Source organism: Sagittula marina, assembly GCF_014196795.1.
GTDB lineage: Bacteria > Pseudomonadota > Alphaproteobacteria > Rhodobacterales > Rhodobacteraceae > Sagittula > Sagittula marina.
Map to the genome: position 1 here is coordinate 276,565 of NZ_JACIEJ010000006.1, position 17,131 is coordinate 293,695.

Here is a 17,131-nt window from a genome sequence, read left to right on the forward strand (position 1 = left end):
CTTACTCCTCCTCGGGCCCTTCGGCCTCGATGTCGTCGTACTTGGTTTCGTCAATTGCGGCGGTCTTGCGCGCCTTGAGCATCTCTTTGATCAGCTCGTCTGTCAGAACCAGCTTGGCATCGGCCAGCCAGTCGAATTGCAGGCCGATGGTGCCGGCATCGACGTTCACCAGAACCTCGCTGCCTTCGACCCCGGCCAGAATACCACGAAACCGTTTCTGGCCGTCGATCAGATCATGCGTCTCGATCTTGGCTTCATACCCTTCGTAGGTGTCGAAATCCTTGAGACGGGTCAGCGGACGGTCGATACCGGGGCTTCCCACTTCAAGCGTGTATTGGTCAGAGATCGGATCCTCGACGTCGAGAATGGCGGACACGGCGGTCGAGATCTCGGCACATTCGTCCACTTCGATCCCGCCTTCGGGACGCTCCGCCATGATCTGCAACAAGGGTGTGTTGCCCCCCTGCAGACGGATGCGGACCAGTTCGAATCCCATGTCCTCAATCACCGGCGCGATGATCTCGGCGATCTTCTTGTCCATGCCGGTTTTTGCGATCAGGTCGGTCATGTAGTCTTGCCTTTCGGGCGCAGAAACAAAAAAGCGGGCCAGCGGCCCGCACATCTTTTCGGTGGGCGCTGCGACCTTTCAGGCCTCAGCACCTCGCTGTTGAGGGCGATATAGGCGGGCGTCGGAGATTTTGCAAGCGGAATCGCCAACGCGAGTCGGACCCTCAGCCAAGCGGCGCGTCACAGCGCCCTTTCACGGCCCAGGGAAACACGGTGCTGTCTCCCTGGGCCGCCCGGGGTGTCCGGCGGTCAGGTCATGACGTCAGGCGCATCGCGGCCCGTGCGGGTCTTGAGGTCCGTCAGCTTGTCGATGGCGGCCACCAGCGGGGCGAGCGCTTCTTGCGTATCTATCGTCAGGTCGCCGTCTGGGGGCGTGTATTGTTCCAGATACAGGCGGATCGTCGCGCCCTCGGTGCCGGTTCCGGACAGCCGCATCACGGCGCGCGCGCCACCCTCGAAAAAGACGCGCATCCCCTGGTTTTCAGACACGGAGCCATCCACCGGATCGGTGTAGGAGAAGCTGTCGATCTTTTCGATGCCCTCCGGCATGGTGCCTGTGGACAGCGACTGGAGGTCGGCCATGATCGCCTCGGCCACGGCTGTGTCCACGGCCTCGTAATCGTGGCGCGAATAATAGTCGCGGCCATAGGTCCGCCAATGGTCCATGAGAACGTCCTGCACCGACATCTTGCGCGACGCCAGCACGTTCAGCCAGAGCAGCACCGCCCAAAGCCCGTCTTTCTCGCGCACGTGGTCGGACCCTGTGCCGGCGCTTTCCTCCCCGCACAGCGTGGCCTTGCCCGCGTCGAGCAGGTTGCCAAAGAATTTCCAGCCGGTGGGCGTCTCAAACGCGTTGATCCCCGCCTTTTCGGCCACGCGATCCGCCGCGCGCGAGGTCGGCATGGACCGCGCCACACCCGCCAGGCCGCGCGCATAGCCGGGGGCCAGATGTGCGTTGGCAGCCAAAACCGCCAGACTGTCGGAGGGCGTCACGTAAATGCCCTTGCCGAGGATCATGTTGCGGTCGCCATCGCCGTCAGAGGCCGCGGCGAAGTCCGGCCCGTCTTCGGACATGACCAGATCCACCAACGGCTTCGCCCAGATCGGGTTCGGATCCGGGTGCCCCTTGCCAAAGTCCACCAGCGGAATGCCGTTCAGCACGGTGCCCGCAGGTGCGCCCAGCGTCCCTTCAAGGATCGCGGTGGCATAAGGGCCGGTGACGGCGTGCATCGCGTCGAACTTGACGCTGAAGCCACCCGCCAGCAGGGCGCGGATCGCGTCGAAATCGAACAGCTCTTCCATGAGCGCGGCATATTCGGTGACAGGATCGACAACCTCGACCGTCATTGTGCCCACTTCTGTTTCACCGATGGCGGACAGGTCGATGTCCGGCGTCCCCAGTGTCTTGTAGCCAGAGATCCCCTTGGTGTTCTCAAAGATCTTTGCCGTCACGCTTTCGGGGGCAGGGCCACCGTTGGCGATATTGTACTTGATGCCGAAATCCTCATCGATGCCGCCGGGATTGTGGCTGGCCGACAGGATCAGCCCGCCATTGGCCTCGCGCTTGCGGATCAGGTTGGACGCCGCAGGTGTGGACAGCAGTCCGTTCTGGCCGACGATGCAACGCGCCGCGCCATTGGCGGCCGCCATCCGCAGGATGGTCTGGATCGCCTCGGCGTTGAAATAGCGCCCGTCACCCCCCACCACGAAAGTCTTGCCCGCGCATCCGCCGATGGCGTCAAAGGTCGACTGAACAAAAGCCTCCAGATAGCCCGGCTCCATGAACACACGTGTCTTCTTGCGCAGGCCGGAGGTGCCGGGCTTCTGCCCGTCGAAAGGCGTGATCGGTTTGCTCACAACATCCATAAATTCAGTCCTTTTAATCAATTTGCCCATGCGTCAGGGCGCTGTCGGGCAAGGTATCGCGCAGATCCGGCGCCGTGGCCAGTGCGTCGCTGGAACAGGGCAGGCGGCGCTGCCAGTTCGGGTGTTCATCAATCGTACCGGGGAGGTTCTGCGCCTCCACCTGGCCAAAGAGATCGTCCAGTTGCAGCGCTGTCAGGCATGATGGCGACTGCATCAGGCGATTGTGGATCGCGGCGGTGATCTGTGGCTGGCGCGCGTCTGGCGGCAGGGCGCACAGTCCGCGCAGCCTGTGGCGCTGATCGGCGCGCTGGTCGTGGCGGCGGCGGGTCTCCTCGCCTGATTGCCAGCCCATGGCGTGCCACCATGCGATGTCCGTGCCGTGCCAGAACCCCGCAATCGAAGGGGTGTCATGGGTGCCAAAGCACGACAGGGCAAAGGGGCGCAGCGCCTCTGGCGGCAACAGAGTGCCGTCCTCGTGGGTCTCATATTGCCAGACGGCGTAGGACAGCAGACCGGCTGCGTTCATCGTCTCGCGGAAACCGTCCGGCACCAGTCCCAGATCCTCGCCGATCACCACGCAATGTGCGCGACGCGCCTCGATGGCGATGACCGCCAGCAGACTCTCGAAGGGCTGCGTGATGTATCCGCCGGGGCTGCCGTCTTCGGGCTGCCAAAAGCTGCGCGTCAGGCCAAGCGCATGGTCGATCCGAACCAGCCCGGCACGGCGCATCAGGTCGGACAGCATCTGCCGCAACGGTCGGTATCGTGCGGCGGCAAGCTGTCTTGGCGCGTGGGCCGCCAGGTTCCAGCTTTGCCCCTCCGGGTTCAGGTGGTCCGGCGGCGCACCGATGGACACGCCGCGTGCAATGGTATCGGGGTTCATCCAGGGCTCCGCCCCGCCGGGACGCGGCCCGACAGCAAGATCGAGGTACAGCCCAAGGCCCATCGTCTCCTGGGCGGTGCGCGCTGCGTGATCCAGTTGCCGCTCCGCCTCGGTTTGCGCCCAGGCGTGAAAGCGGGCGCGCGGACCTGCGGCAGCGCGCGCCTTGGCCCCCGGTCGACGCAGATCGGCGGGCCATGTGCGGCTGTCATCGCCGTAGCGCTCGGACAACGCCTCGAAGGTGGCGAAATCCTCCAAACCATGCTGCGTGCCAGTGATCGGGGCGCCATCCTCCATCTGCGCAAAGCGCGCCTCCAAAGCGGCATTGTGGCGACTGCGGAACGCATCGTAGTCGATCAGCTCGGCCTCTGGCGTCGGCCCCATGCCGGGCAGGGCAATATGGTCGATGTTCAGAAAGCCGCGATGCGTGGGCGAGTAGGGGGAAGTGATGTGCCTGGCGGTCCAGCCGATTGCATGGATCGGATTGACCCCAAGAAACTGCGCGCCGACCTGACCCAACTGCTGCGCCGCCGTCGCCAGATCGGCAAAGCTGCCCACCCCGCCATTGTCGTCAGATCGCAGGCCATACAGGGCACCCACCACGCCCCAGCCACGCGGCGCGCCGATCAACTCGGACACCAGCGGGGCCCCGCGCGCCGGACGACACAGGACAAAGACCTCCTCCCGCCAATCGCTGCCACGCGCATCAAGGTGGTAGTAGCCAAAGGGCAGCGGCGGCAGGGCGATGATGCCTCTGCCTTCGGCCTTCACCGCGTCGGTCTCGTCCAGCAGCACCCACTCGCACTGGGGGCAGTGCAGGGTGCAGGGCGTACCCTCGTCCAGCACTGTCTCTTGCGGCAAATGGCGGGCGTCCTGCGCGGCGGTGAAGGCGGCAAGCGCGTCCGCGACCTCCGGCTCGGTCCCCGCAGGCACATCCATTGCCACCAGAAGCGCGCGCAACGTTTCGGGTGCGGCGGTGCGATACTGCCCGCCCAGATCGTGAAACCCGGGGTGAATGCCATATGCGTTGGCAAGGGCGCGGAGCGTTTCGCTCATGTGGCCTCCGTCGCGACGAACGCGGCCAGAGAGCAGCGCGGCACGGTCACGGACCTTTCGTCGATCATTGTCGCACCCTGTTTGTCGCGCGATGTGTCAATTTCTTGCTGCCAGCGGCGCGGGGCAATGTCGGGCAGATGCAATTCCTGATCCGCGTCCTCTCGGTTCAGCGCAAGCAGGATCGTGTCGGGCGAGGCATCCCCCGTGGCAGATTCCGCAGACCCGCGCAGCAGGATGCACAGCGACGACAGCCCCGGATCCCGCCAGTTCAGCGCGCCGCCGTCAAACGCCTGCCACTCGACGTCACGCCGCCCGTCCGAGCGTTCCGCGCCATGCAGAAACCGCGATTGCCGCAGCGTCGGATGAGCGTGTCGGAACGCTGCCAGCGCGGCGGTAAAGGCGATCAGGTTGCCGTCCATCGCCTCCCAATCCAGCCAGGCTGTCTCGTTGTCCTGACAATAGGCGTTGTTGTTGCCGCCTTGCGTGTTTCCACCTTCGTCCCCGGCCAGCAGCATGGGTGTCCCCTGGCTGAGGAACACGGTGGCCAGCAGGTTGCGCACCCGCCGGCGGCGCGCTTCGCGGATGTCGGGGTCGTCGGTCTCCCCCTCGACACCAAAGTTGTCGGAGAAATTGTCGTGGTGCCCGTCGCGATTGTCTTCGCCGTTCGCTTCGTTGTGGCGCTGCTCGTAGGCGGTCACGTCCGCGGTGGTGAACCCGTCATGCGCGGCGGCAAAGTTGACGCTGGACCATGCGCGCCGCCCGCGCGTGTCGAACAGATCCGCCGTGCCCAGCAGCGCACCGCCCAGATCCTGCGCCGCCCGCGCATCGCCGCGCCAGAAGCGCCGGATCGTGTCGCGGTAGCGGTCGTTCCACTCGGCAAACTCGGGCGGAAACCCTCCCAGCCGATAGCCGCCCGGCCCGATGTCCCACGGCTCCGCGATCAGTTTGACGTTGGACAGCACAGGGTCCTGTCGCAGGGCGTCCAGAAACCCCCCGTGCCGGTCAAAGCCGCTCGGCTCTCGCGCCAGCGTCGTCGCCAGATCGAACCGGAACCCGTCCACGCCAAAGGTCGTCACCCAGTAACGCATGGAATCAAGGATCAGCCGCAGCACAAACGGGTGCGACACGTTCAAGGTGTTCCCGGTCCCGGTGTCGTTGACGTAATAGCGCGGTTGCCCGTCAAGAAGCCGATAGTAGGACGCGTTGTCGATCCCGCGAAAGGACAGCGTCGGGCCGTAATGGTCGCTCTCGGCGGTGTGGTTGTACACCACGTCGAGGATCACCTCGATGCCCGCCGCATGGAACCGGTCCACCATCGCGCGGAACCCACGCGCGCCGGAGGGGCCAAGATACTTTGGCTCCGGCACAAAGAAACCGATGGTGTTGTAGCCCCAGTAGTTCGTCAGCCCACGGTCTTGAAGCGCGCCTTCGGGGTTAAATGCCTGAACCGGCAACAGCTCGACCGCTGTCACGCCAAGCGTGCTCAGATGCTCCAGCATCGCGTCAGAGGCCATGGCGTCGTAGGTGCCGCGCTTGTCCTCTGCGATCATCGGGTGCTGGATGGTGGTGCCCTTGACGTGCGCTTCGTAGATAAACGCATCTTCCCAGTCGCGGTTCAGCGTGCGGGCATCTTGCGGCAGCCAGTCCGGGTGGCTGACCACCGACTTTGGCACAAACGGCGCAGAATCGCGGGCGTCAAAGCTCTGGTCGCCTTCGCCCCAGACATAGCCAAAACAGGCGGGATCGTGTTTGAACAGGCCGTGAAAATCACGCGTATAAGGGTCGAGCAGCAGCTTGTTTGCGTTGAACCGATGGCCCCGGTCCGGCGCATACGGCCCATCCACGCGGTAGCCATACAGCTGACCGGGAGAGAGGCGCTGCACATAGCCATGCCACACCGCACCGGAGCGTTCGGGCAAGTCGATCTGGTGGGTTTCCCTGCCATCCGTGTCAAACAGGCACAGCGTCACCCGATGCGCGTGGTCGGAAAACAGGGCAAAGTTGGTGCCCTCGCCATCCCACTGCGCGCCAAGCGCGTTGGGGCGTCCGGCGGTGACCTCATATGTTGGTGTCATTGCAGCAGGCTTTCGTACAGGCTGACGTAGGCGCCTGCCTGCTCCTCCCATCCGACGGGCTGGCGCATGGCGGCGCGCATCATGGCTTGCCACTGCTTGGGATCCGCATAGGCGGCAAAGACACGGTCAAGCGCGGCGCTGATCGCCTCCGGCGTGACCTCGTCAAAAACAAAGCCATTGGCACATTTGGCGGCCAGCGCGGCGGCGTTGGCGTCGATCACCGTATCGGCCAGCCCGCCGGTGCGCGCCACCACGGGCAACGTGCCATAGCGCAAACCATACAGCTGCGTCAGCCCGCACGGCTCAAACCGCGAGGGGATCAGGATCGCATCTGCACCGCCTTGGACAAGGTGCGAAAAGCCCTCGTCATAGCCGATGAACGTGCCGACACGGCCGGGGTGATCCTGTGCGGCCTGCTGGAAAAGTGCCTCCAACGCGGGTTCGCCCGTGCCCAGCACCGCCAGTTGCCCGCCTTGGTCCACCAGATGCGGGATGGCCGCCGCCAGCGCGTCGAGGCCCTTTTGCTCTGTCAGGCGCGAGATCACGCAAAACAGCGGCCCCGCGTGATCCGTGTCCAGCCCCAGCTTGCCCGCCAGCGCCAGACGGCTGGCGCTTTTCGCCTTGAGGGTTTTCACATCATATGGCGCGGGCAGGGCGGGGTCGTTGGACGGGTCCCAGGCGGTGGTGTCGATGCCGTTCAGGATGCCGGTCAGCGTCTCTGTCCGGGCTTGCAACACGCCCTCCAACCCCATGCCAAAGCGCGGCGTCAGGATTTCGCGTGCATAGTTGGGCGATACGGTGGTGACGTGATCGGCGTAGACCAGCCCCGCCTTGAGAAAGCTCAGATCGCCATAGAACTCCAGCCCATCGGCGTGAAACCAATCGTGGCGCAGGCCCAGTTCCGGCATCACCTGCGGGCCATACCGCCCCTGAAAGGCAATGTTGTGGATGGTCATCACGGTCTTTGGCACCGTGCGCCCGGTCTGTTTCAGGTAGACGGGGGCCAGCGCCGCCTGCCAGTCGTGGGCGTGCAGCACGTCGGGCTTCCAGCCCTCCAGTCCGTCAAAACAAATGCGCGCCGCCGCCTGCGCCAATGAGCCAAAGCGGCGGTGATTGTCGGGCCAATCCTGCCCGTCAGGCCCGTTGTAGGGTTTGCCGGCGCGGTCGAACAGTTGCGGCGCATCAAGCAGCAGAAGGGTCAGTCCCGCGGTCTCGCTTGACGCCTCCACCATGACCAGCCGCCCCGACCCGCCGGGCAGATCGCCAAAGCTCGCCACCTCGACCCCTTTGGGCAGGAGCGGAAACAGCGAGGGGTAACACGGCAGCATCACCCGCGCGTCGACCCCATGCCGGGCCAGCGCACCGGGCAGCGCCCCCACCACATCGGCCAGCCCGCCTGTCTTTACAAAAGGCGCACATTCCGAAGCGACCATCAGCACGTTCATATTGGCAGTTCCTCAAGCGGTTTGGCAAAGGGCGAGTCGGCCCCGACGGCGCTGGACCAGCCCAGCGTCGAGGTTGCAGATAGCACCGACCGCCCGCCCGGCCAGCTCAGCACCCAGCGGGTCGGCGTCACGGTCATTTCCAGCGCATCAAGCGAGGCCGGCGCCGTGGCCCCGGGCAGCACAAAGGCGCTGGCCACCACGGGGAGCGCCTCCTCGTCATCCTCGTCCGGCAGCGGCCCCGGCAGGTTGCACACCCAGACCGAACACAGCATCCCGCCGCCTTCGCGCACCAGGTACGCAAAGGCCACATGCGGGTCCACATCCAGCACGAGGGACAGATCCCCCGCGGCCCAAAGCTCCCAGCTGCCGGTTTCCAGCGTCATGACTTCTCCTTACAGGGCGTCGATCATGCTTTGGGTGATCAGGCAGATGCCCTTCTCCGTACGGCGGAACCGCTTGGCGTCAAGCTTCGGGTCTTCGCCCACCACCAGCCCCGGCGGGATCTTGACGCCCCGGTCAATGATGGCGTTCTTGATGTAGGCGCGACGGCCGACTTCGGCGTAGGGCAGGGCCACCACTCCTTCGAGCTGCGAATAGCTGTGCGTCTTCACCCCGGTGAACAACATGCAGCGATACAGCGACGAGCCGGAGATGATGCAGCCGCCCGACACCATGGAGGACACGGCCTGACCGCGACGACCCTCTTCGTTGTGGATGAACTTGGCCGGAGGGACCAACTCGGAATAGGTCCAGATCGGCCAGTCGGTGGCAAAGATGTCCAGCGGCGGATTGAAATCCGTCAAGTCGATGTTGGCCTGCCAATAGGCGTCCAATGTGCCCACATCGCGCCAGTACGGTTCCGATTCCAGCCCCGACAGCACGCAGGACCGGCTGAACGGATGCGCATAGGCACCGCCCTGCTTCACGATCGCCGGAATGATGTCCTTGCCGAAATCATGCTCCGATTCATCGTCGGGGCGGTCCTTTTCGAGGATCTCGTACAGATACTCCGCCTCGAACACGTATATCCCCATGGACGCCAATGCCTGCGTGTCGTCGCCGGGCATGGTGGGCGGATCGGCGGGCTTTTCCACGAAGTCGATGATCTTGTCGTTCTCATCCACCGCCATCACGCCAAAGGCACTGGCCTCGGCCTTGGGCACCTCGATGCAGCCCACCGTGACCTTCGCCCCGGTCTGGACGTGCTGCTCCAGCATGTAGGAATAGTCCTGCTTGTAGATGTGGTCCCCCGCAAGGATCAGGATGTACTTCGGCTCGTAGCCGCGAATGATCGAGATGTTCTGCGTGACCGCATCCGCCGTGCCCTTGTACCAGTTGGTCTCGTCAAGCTGCTGCGACGCGGGCAGAATATCCAAACCCTCGTTGCGCTCCGCCCGAAAGAAGGACCAGCCGCGCTGCAGGTGGCGGATCAGGCTGTGCGCCTTGTATTGCGTCGCCACGCCGATGCGGCGGATGCCGGAATTGGTGGCGTTCGACATGGCAAAGTCGATGATGCGTGTCTTGCCGCCGAAATAGACCGCAGGCTTGGCCCGCACATCGGTCATTTCCTTCAGCCGGCTGCCACGGCCCCCGGCCAGCACAAATGCCATGGTCTGCTGTGCCAGTGTGAAACGGTCGTTGTTATCCATGTCTCCCCCCTTTCTGGGTCCGGTCCGGCGCTCAACTCCCCGCTTTTGCGTCGGACGAAGTGAAGACCACGCAGGCCAGCGGCGGCACGGTGATCTCGATCGAATGGTCCAGCCCGTGGGCGGAAACCGGGTCGGCGGTGCGTCCGCCTGGGTTGCCCTGACCTGAGCCGCCATAGAGCGGCGCATCAGTGTTCAGGCGTTCGTTCCAATGGCCTGCGCGCGGCACGCCGATCCTGTAGCCGTGGTGTGTTACGGGCGTGAAATTGACCACGACCAACACCGGTTCGCCGTCAGCGCCCTGCCGCGTCCAGACAAAGACACTGTCGTTGGCGTTGCCACCGTCGATCCAGGCGAACCCTTCGGCCTTGCTGTCCAGCCCGTGCAGCGCCGGCGTTTCACGATATAGCGTGTTCAGATCGCGGATCAGGGTCTGCACACCCGCATGAGCAGAATTTTCCAGCAGGTGCCAATCCAGGCTTTGCTCATGGTTCCACTCCGCGATCTGGGCAAATTCACAGCCCATGAACAGCAGCTTCTTGCCCGGATGGCACCACATGAAGCCGAAATAGGCGCGCAGGTTTGCAAACTTCTGCCAGTCGTCGCCGGGCATCTTCCCGATCAGGCTGCCCTTGCCGTGGACCACCTCGTCGTGGCTGATCGGCAGGATGAAGTTCTCGGTGAAGGCGTAATGCAGCCCGAACGTCATCTTGTCGTGGTGGTACCGCCGATTGATCGGGTCCTCGGCCATGTAGCGCAGGGTATCGTTCATCCACCCCATGTTCCACTTGTAGCCAAAACCCAGCCCACCGGCGTCCGTTCGCGCGCACACACCGGGAAAGGCGGTGCTTTCCTCGGCCACCGTCATGATCCCGTCCTGGGCGGCGTAGGCCTGTTCATTCATGCGCCGGAGGAAGTCGATGGCCTCCAGGTTCTCGCGTCCGCCGTCCTTGTTGGGCACCCATTCGCCGTCCTTGCGCGAATAGTCCCGGTAGAGCATCGAGGCCACCGCATCCACGCGCAGCCCGTCGAGGTTGTATTCCTCCAGCCAGAACTTCGCGTTGGCGATCAGGTAGTTGGCCACTTCCGCACGGCCATAGTTATAGACCAGCGTGTTCCAGTCGGGGTGATAGCCTTCCTTCGGGTCGGCATGTTCATAAAGCGCCGTGCCGTCAAATCGGCCCAGCCCGTGGCTGTCCGTCGGGAAGTGCCCCGGCACCCAGTCGATGATGACGCCAATCCCGGCCTGATGCGCCGCATCGACCAGCGCCCGAAAATCGTCTGGTGAGCCAAAGCGGCTGGTCGGTGCGTACATTCCGACCGGTTGGTAGCCCCACGAGCCTCCAAAGGGATATTCGGAAATCGGTGTCAGCTCGATATGCGTGAACCCCATGTCCACCGCATAGGGCACCAGTTGCGCCGCCAGCTCCCGGTAGGTGAGGGGGCGATTGCCCTCCTCCGGCACGGTGCGCCAGCTTTCCAGATGCACTTCGTATATGGAAATTGGGGCATCAATGGCATGGGCCTTGCCGCGCTGGGCGATCCAGCCCGCATCGTTCCAATCGTAATTCCGCAGGTCGCGCACGACGGAGGCCGTGCGCGGCGGCAATTCCGCGCCAAAGCCCACGGGATCAGCCTTCAGCGGCAGCAGCGCGCCGTCGCCATTGGCGATCTCGTACTTGTAGGAATCGCCGTCCGCGACACCGGGCAAAAAGATCTCGTGCACCCCGGTCGCGCCACGCCGCCGCATCAAATGCCGCCGCCCGTCCCAGCCGTTGAAGTTGCCGACCACCGACGCGCGCCGGGCATTCGGCGCCCAGACCGCGAAATGCGTGCCCAAGACGCCCTGATGCTCCATCACATGCGCGCCAAGCGCGGTCCACAGATGGCCATGGGTCCCTTCGCCCAGCAGGTATTCATCCAGCTCCCCCATCACCGGGCCGAACCCGTAGGCATCCTCCTCAACCCAGGTCTCCGTGCCTTCGGTCATGCGCAGCGTGTAGGGAAACCACTTTTTGCGACGCGGAATGGCCCCGGCAAAGACTTCGCCCTCGATCCGCTCAAGCCGTGCGGCGCGGCGCCCGGTCTTGCGGTCGATCACCTCCACTTCGGCCACGCCGGGGCGAAACACCCGAGCAACCAACTGGCCATCGACCTCATGCAGGCCCAGAACGCCAAAAGGGTCCGTATGTTGCCCCGACAACAGCCGGGACAGGTCATCTGCGTCGATCAGGCTCATTCCGCGGCCTCCGCCACATCAGGTCGCGGTCCCACGTGCCAGATGTCCTTTGCGTAGCCCTTGATCGTCCGATCCGAAGAGAAGAAGCCCATCGACGCCGTGTTCGTCAGCGCCATCGCCGCCCAGTTGCGTTCGTTCTTGAACGCCTCGTCGGCGCGGCGCTGCGTGTCGTAATAGCTGTCGAAATCGCAGGTCACCAGGAAGTAGTCGCTGTCATAAAACGTGCCGACCAGCCCGTGATAGCGGCTTGGGTCCTGCGGGCTGAACCGCCCTTCGACGATCTGGCCAAAGATCCGCTGCATCCGGGGGCTGGCATCAATCGCCGCGCGGGCATAGCCGGGATGGGTGCGCCGCTCCATCACCTCGTCCGCCGTCAGACCGAACAGAAAGAAGTTCTCCGCCCCCACGTGTTCGCGGATTTCCACATTGGCCCCGTCCAGCGTGCCGATGGTGAGCGCGCCGTTCAGCGCGAATTTCATGTTGCCGGTGCCCGAGGCCTCCTTGCCAGCGGTGGAAATCTGTTCCGACAGGTCGGCGGCAGGGATCAGCATCTCTGCCATGGTGACGTTGTAATTGGGCGGATAGACGACCTTCAGCAGATCCTTCGTCACCGGATCGTTGTTGATCGTCGCGGCCACGTCGTTGATCAGGTGAATGATCTCCTTGGCCACGTAATAGCCCGGCGCGGCCTTGCCGCCGAATATCTTCACCCGCGGCGTCCAGCCCGCGTCCGGCCGGGCCTTCATCTCGTTCCACAGTGCGATGGTTTCGAGGATGTTCATGTGCTGGCGCTTGTATTCGTGGATGCGCTTGATCTGCACGTCGAACATGGCGGCCGGGTCGATATCTATGCCCATCTCGGCCTTGACCCAGTTTGACAGACGCTCCTTGTTGCTGCGCTTGGCCGCCATGAAAGCGTCCTTGAACTGCGCATCGCCGGACAAGGGCTTCAGCTTGGCCAATTCGTCCAGATCGGTGATCCAGCCGTCGCCGATCTGCCCGGTGATCAGGGTGGACAGCGCCGGGTTGCAGGTCTTCAGCCAGCGGCGCTGGGTGATGCCGTTGGTCTCGTTGACGATGCGCTGCGGATGCAGCTTGTGCAGATCGGCAAACACCGTCTGCTTCACCAATTCCGTGTGCAGCGCCGAGACGCCATTGACCTTGTGCGCCATGATGAACGCCAGCTCGCCCATGCAGACGTTGCCGTGTTCAAGGATACGCGGGCTGCCCGGGAACCGCCGCTGATGGTCGTCCTCGATCTCGCGCACGATCTCCAGGTGGCGGGGCAGCACGCGGCCGAACAGCCACTCCGGCCAGCGCTCCAGCGCTTCGGGCAGCAACGTGTGGTTGGTGTAGCCGAGGCAACGCCGCGCCAGAGCCATGGCTTCGTCCATCTTCAGCCCGTGATCGTCCACCAGCAGCCGGATCAGCTCAGGTCCGGCAATGGCGGGGTGCGTATCGTTAAGTTGGATCGCAGCGGCGTCGGGCAGGTTCCGGATGTCCCCGCCGTCGCTCATGAACCGCCGGATCAGGTCCTGAATGGATGCGGAGGTAAAGAAATACTCCTGCTTCAGGCGCAGCTCCTTGCCGGTCTCGGTGGTGTCATCGGGATACAGCACGCGGCAGATCGTGCGCGCCAATGCCTCGGACCGCGAGGCCGACAGGTAATCGCCGCGATTGAAGGACGCCAGGTCGAAGACCTTGACCGGCTGCGCCGCCCACAGGCGCAGGGTGTTGCCCCAGCGCCCTTTCCAGCCGATCACCGGCGTGTCGTAGGCGGTGGCCAGCACCGTCTCGCCGGGATGCCAATGCGCCTTGTCGTGGTGGTGTTCCACGTGGCCGCCAAAGGTGATGCGATACTCGACCTCCGGGCGTTCAAATTCCCAGATGTGATCCTGTTGCAGCCATGTTTCCGGGCGCTCGACCTGCTGACCTTCGACAAAATCCTGCTCGAACAGCCCGTGTTCGTAGCGGATGCCGTAGCCCATCGCCGGGATGCCCAAGGTGGCGAGGCTGTCCATGAAGCAGGCGGCCAGTCGGCCAAGGCCCCCGTTGCCAAGCGCCGCGTCGGGTTCGTCCTTCACGATCAGATCGTAGTCCTGCCCCAGGTCGGAGAGAGCAGCGCGCGCCTCGTCCACCAGCCCAAGGTTGGAGGCCATGTCTTCGACCAGACGCCCGATCAGGAATTCCATCGACAGGTAGTAGACCCGCTTTGACTTCGACTTGTAGGCGGCCTGGGTGGAGGGGATCCAGTGGTCCACCATCCGGTCACGCAGCGCACGGCTCAGGGCCATGCGCCAGTCGTAGGTCGAGGAATGCGCAGCATCCTTGCCCAGTCCATAGCGAAGGTGGCGCAGGATATCATTTTTCATGGGGGAGCCCTCGGCGGTGTCGTCGCTTCATTCAACACTAGCACGCTGAGCCCACAAGTCAGCCCGTCGTGACGTCTGTCTATGCTACCGCTAACATTTGCGGCAGGAGCATGTTTCGCGCAAGTATTGTGCGCAGTTGGGCGGCATTTCTCCGGTCCGGTGGCACCTCTGCCACAAATTTGGGCGCCGTCAGGCTGTGAGGGGCTGCAGTGACCCGACCCAGCCGGTGCCGATCGCACCGGCCCAGTCCTCCCGATCCGCGGCCCGTGCCATGGCGACCATGCGCCAAGGGTCGTAGGGCACCTGCGCAAGGCTGGTTTTCCAGCCCTGCGCCGTGCGTGTCACGATGCCATACGCGGCGGCGGGCGTGCCGGTTTCCATCACATGATACAGCGGCAAGTCGTCATCATAGCCGGGGCAGCCCACGCTTCCGGGGTTGAAGATCACTCTGCCACCGCCAATGTCCAGCCGCCGCGGGATGTGGGTATGCCCGCACAAGAACAGGCTGGCGTCTATGCCCTCCGCCTCCGCCGCGATGTCCGCCAGCGGTCTGCGATTCGGTACGCCCGAAGGCGGCACATGCTCCATCCAATAGGTGGTGTCATCGCGCGGCGTGCCGTGGCACAGAAAGATATCGGGCGTCAGGCGAAGTGTTGCGGGCAGGCTTTGAAGCCAGGTCAGATGCTCAGGCTCAAGCTGTTCAAAGGCCACCCGATCCGATGGCTGCATCCGCGCAGGCGTCTGTTCAAGCAGATAGCGGTCGTGGTTGCCCCGTATGGTGAGGATTTCGCGCGCCATCAGGATCTCGGCGGTCTCGCGTGCCGCCAAGGGGCCGCTGAACAGATCGCCAAGGTTCAGGACCTGCGTGATCCCTTGCGCGTCAATGTCCGCCAGAACCGCCCGTAAGGCATCCGCGTTGCCGTGGATGTCGGCCAGAACTGCAAAAGAGTCGCCGGTCTCGCCGATCATCAGGTCGTCCTCCGATTTTGGGAAGACGATGCACACTTTTCTTAATTATCCAAATGCAAAAAGCCCGGCGCTGGGCCGGGCAAATTGTCAGCTGACAATCACGCCGCTTTCGGCGTCAGTTGCTGTTGCTCCACCGGGGGCGGCTCCATCGCGCCGGTCATGATGGCGACCGCATCCGACATGCTGATGCTCTTGGGGTCCATCACCGCATGGCGCTTGCCAAGACGGTGGATGTGCACCCGGTCTGCGACCTCGAACACATGTGGCATGTTGTGCGAGATCAGGATGATCGGAATGCCCTTCGACCGGACGTCCTGGATCAGCTCCAGCACGCGGCGGCTTTCCTTCACACCCAGCGCGGCGGTCGGCTCGTCCATGATGATGAACTTCTTGGCAAAGGCTGCGGCGCGGGCCACGGCCACCCCCTGACGCTGACCGCCGGACAAAGTCTCGACCGCCTGGTTGATGCTCTGCACGGTCATCAGGCCCAGCTCGGTCAGCTTCTCACGGGCGAAATCCTCCATGCGCTTCTTGTCGAGCTGACGGAACAGCGATCCACGGATGCCGGGCTTCAGCAGTTCCCGCCCGGCGAACATGTTGTCCGCGATGGACAGGGCAGGGGACAACGCGAGTTGCTGGTAGACGATCTCGATCCCCTGTTCGCGCGCATCCAGCGGCGAGGTGAAGTGGACAGGCTTGCCCTCGATCTTGATCTCGCCCTCGTCGGGGATGACCGCGCCGCAGATCGACTTCACGATGGACGACTTGCCCGCCCCGTTGTCACCGATCACGGCAAGCACTTCACCGGGGTAGAGGTCGAAATCCGCGTGGTCGATCGCCGTCACGTGGCCGTAGCGTTTGACGATGCCGCGGCCCTGAACGATAGGTTGAATGGTCATGCCGATGCCTTTCTGATCCACTGGTCCACTGCGACAGCGCTGATGATCAGCACGCCGATCAGCAGATAGGTCCACTGCGCGTCCGCCCCGAGCAGGCGCAGGCCGAGGGTGAACACGCCGACGATCAGCGCGCCAAAGAGCGAGCCCATGACCGCGCCGCGTCCGCCGAACAAGGAGATCCCCCCGATCACCACGGCGGTGATGCTTTCGATGTTGGCCAACTGGCCGGAGGTCGGGGAGACCGATCCGATGCGCCCGATCAGCGCCCAACCGGCGAAGGCACAGATCAGACCAGACGCCATGTAGACGGTGATGATGACCTTGTTAGTCTTGATGCCCGACAGCTCTGCGGCTTCCTTGTCATCGCCCACGGCATAGACGTGCCGGCCCCATGCGGTTTGGTTGAGGATGTAGGCCAGCAAGACAAACAGCAGCAGCATGAAGAGCGCGCCAAAGGTCAGACGGGCCGACCCCACCTGGATCACGTTGCCGAAGAACTGCAACATCGGCGCCTCGGCTTCGATGTCCTGGCTGCGGATGGTCTCGTTCGCGGAATACAGGAAGTTGGTCGCCAGAACGATCTGCCACATGCCCAGCGTCACGATGAAGGGCGGGAGTTTGATCTTGGCCACCAGCCAGCCGTTGATGAAACCCATCAGCGTGCCGCACATCAGGCCGGCCATGATCGAGATCGGCGCGGGGATGCCATAGCGGAAGGTGAACTGGCCCATGACGACAGATGACAAAACCATGATCGCACCGACCGACAGGTCAATGCCAGCGGTGAGAATCACGAGCGATTGCGCGGCGGCAACGATCCCGACGATCTGCACCTGTTGCAGGATCAGCGTCAGCGCAAAGGGAGAAAAGAACTTTGACCCCAGCAAGACGCCAAAGGTGACGATCGACAGGACCAGAACGACCAGCGGAACAAGCGCTGGGGTGGCGTGCAGGGCGCTTTGGATCTGGGGCACCAGACCTTTGCGTTTTTCGAACGCGGCGACCGAGGCGGTGGCCTTGGACAACGAGGATTCGTAGTCCTGCCCTTTCGAGGCGGTCTCTGACATGGGGTCCTCCCGGGGATAAATGGGTGCGGTCAGCAGCGCGGACGGAAATC

General features: G+C 63.8%; 12 protein-coding genes. All 12 read right to left on the bottom strand.

From position 1 onward, the window contains the following. Window position 1: 1 nt before the first annotated feature. Window positions 2-568 (bottom strand): ribosome maturation factor RimP, encoded by a 567-nt coding sequence (gene rimP, locus GGQ68_RS13785; protein ID WP_183966936.1) that lies wholly within the window; start codon window positions 566-568, stop codon window positions 2-4. 248 nt (window positions 569-816) lie between these two features. After that, window positions 817-2,433: an alpha-D-glucose phosphate-specific phosphoglucomutase gene (locus GGQ68_RS13790; RefSeq protein WP_183966938.1), complete on the bottom strand. Its 1,617-nt coding sequence runs from the start codon at window positions 2,431-2,433 to the stop codon at window positions 817-819. A 13-nt stretch (window positions 2,434-2,446) separates the two neighbouring features. Beyond that, complete coding sequence (locus tag GGQ68_RS13795) at window positions 2,447-4,369, bottom strand: 4-alpha-glucanotransferase (protein ID WP_183966940.1); 1,923 nt, start codon at window positions 4,367-4,369, stop codon at window positions 2,447-2,449. Then, window positions 4,366-6,444, bottom strand: coding sequence for a glycogen debranching protein GlgX (gene glgX / locus GGQ68_RS13800; protein ID WP_183966942.1), 2,079 nt, complete (start codon window positions 6,442-6,444; stop codon window positions 4,366-4,368). The genes GGQ68_RS13795 and glgX overlap by 4 nt, the downstream gene beginning before the upstream one ends. After that, on the bottom strand, window positions 6,441-7,889 hold the full coding sequence (gene glgA, locus GGQ68_RS13805) for a glycogen synthase GlgA (RefSeq protein WP_183966944.1): 1,449 nt from the start codon (window positions 7,887-7,889) through the stop codon (window positions 6,441-6,443). The genes glgX and glgA overlap by 4 nt, the downstream gene beginning before the upstream one ends. Then, window positions 7,886-8,272, bottom strand: a complete 387-nt coding sequence (locus GGQ68_RS13810) for a hypothetical protein (protein WP_183966946.1) — start codon at window positions 8,270-8,272, stop codon at window positions 7,886-7,888. The genes glgA and GGQ68_RS13810 overlap by 4 nt, the downstream gene beginning before the upstream one ends. Before the next feature lie 9 nt (window positions 8,273-8,281). Next, window positions 8,282-9,538, bottom strand: coding sequence for a glucose-1-phosphate adenylyltransferase (gene glgC, locus GGQ68_RS13815; protein ID WP_183966948.1), 1,257 nt, complete (start codon window positions 9,536-9,538; stop codon window positions 8,282-8,284). A 31-nt stretch (window positions 9,539-9,569) separates the two neighbouring features. Then, complete coding sequence (gene glgB / locus GGQ68_RS13820; protein WP_183966950.1) at window positions 9,570-11,774, bottom strand: 1,4-alpha-glucan branching protein GlgB; 2,205 nt, start codon at window positions 11,772-11,774, stop codon at window positions 9,570-9,572. Then, window positions 11,771-14,146 carry a glycogen/starch/alpha-glucan phosphorylase gene (locus tag GGQ68_RS13825; protein ID WP_183966952.1) on the bottom strand — a complete coding sequence of 792 codons (2,376 nt, stop codon included), beginning with the start codon at window positions 14,144-14,146 and terminating at the stop codon, window positions 11,771-11,773. Before GGQ68_RS13825 ends, glgB begins: the two co-directional genes overlap by 4 nt. 189 nt (window positions 14,147-14,335) lie before the next feature. Continuing rightward, window positions 14,336-15,115, bottom strand: a complete 780-nt coding sequence (locus tag GGQ68_RS13830; protein ID WP_183966954.1) for a metallophosphoesterase family protein — start codon at window positions 15,113-15,115, stop codon at window positions 14,336-14,338. A gap of 98 nt (window positions 15,116-15,213) precedes the next feature. Beyond that, complete coding sequence (locus GGQ68_RS13835; protein ID WP_221235593.1) at window positions 15,214-16,014, bottom strand: ATP-binding cassette domain-containing protein; 801 nt, start codon at window positions 16,012-16,014, stop codon at window positions 15,214-15,216. Further along, the gene (locus GGQ68_RS13840) at window positions 16,011-17,081 is read right to left on the bottom strand and encodes an ABC transporter permease (protein ID WP_183966958.1); all 1,071 of its coding nucleotides are present in this window, start codon (window positions 17,079-17,081) and stop codon (window positions 16,011-16,013) included. The genes GGQ68_RS13835 and GGQ68_RS13840 overlap by 4 nt, the downstream gene beginning before the upstream one ends. Window positions 17,082-17,131 lie beyond the last annotated feature (50 nt).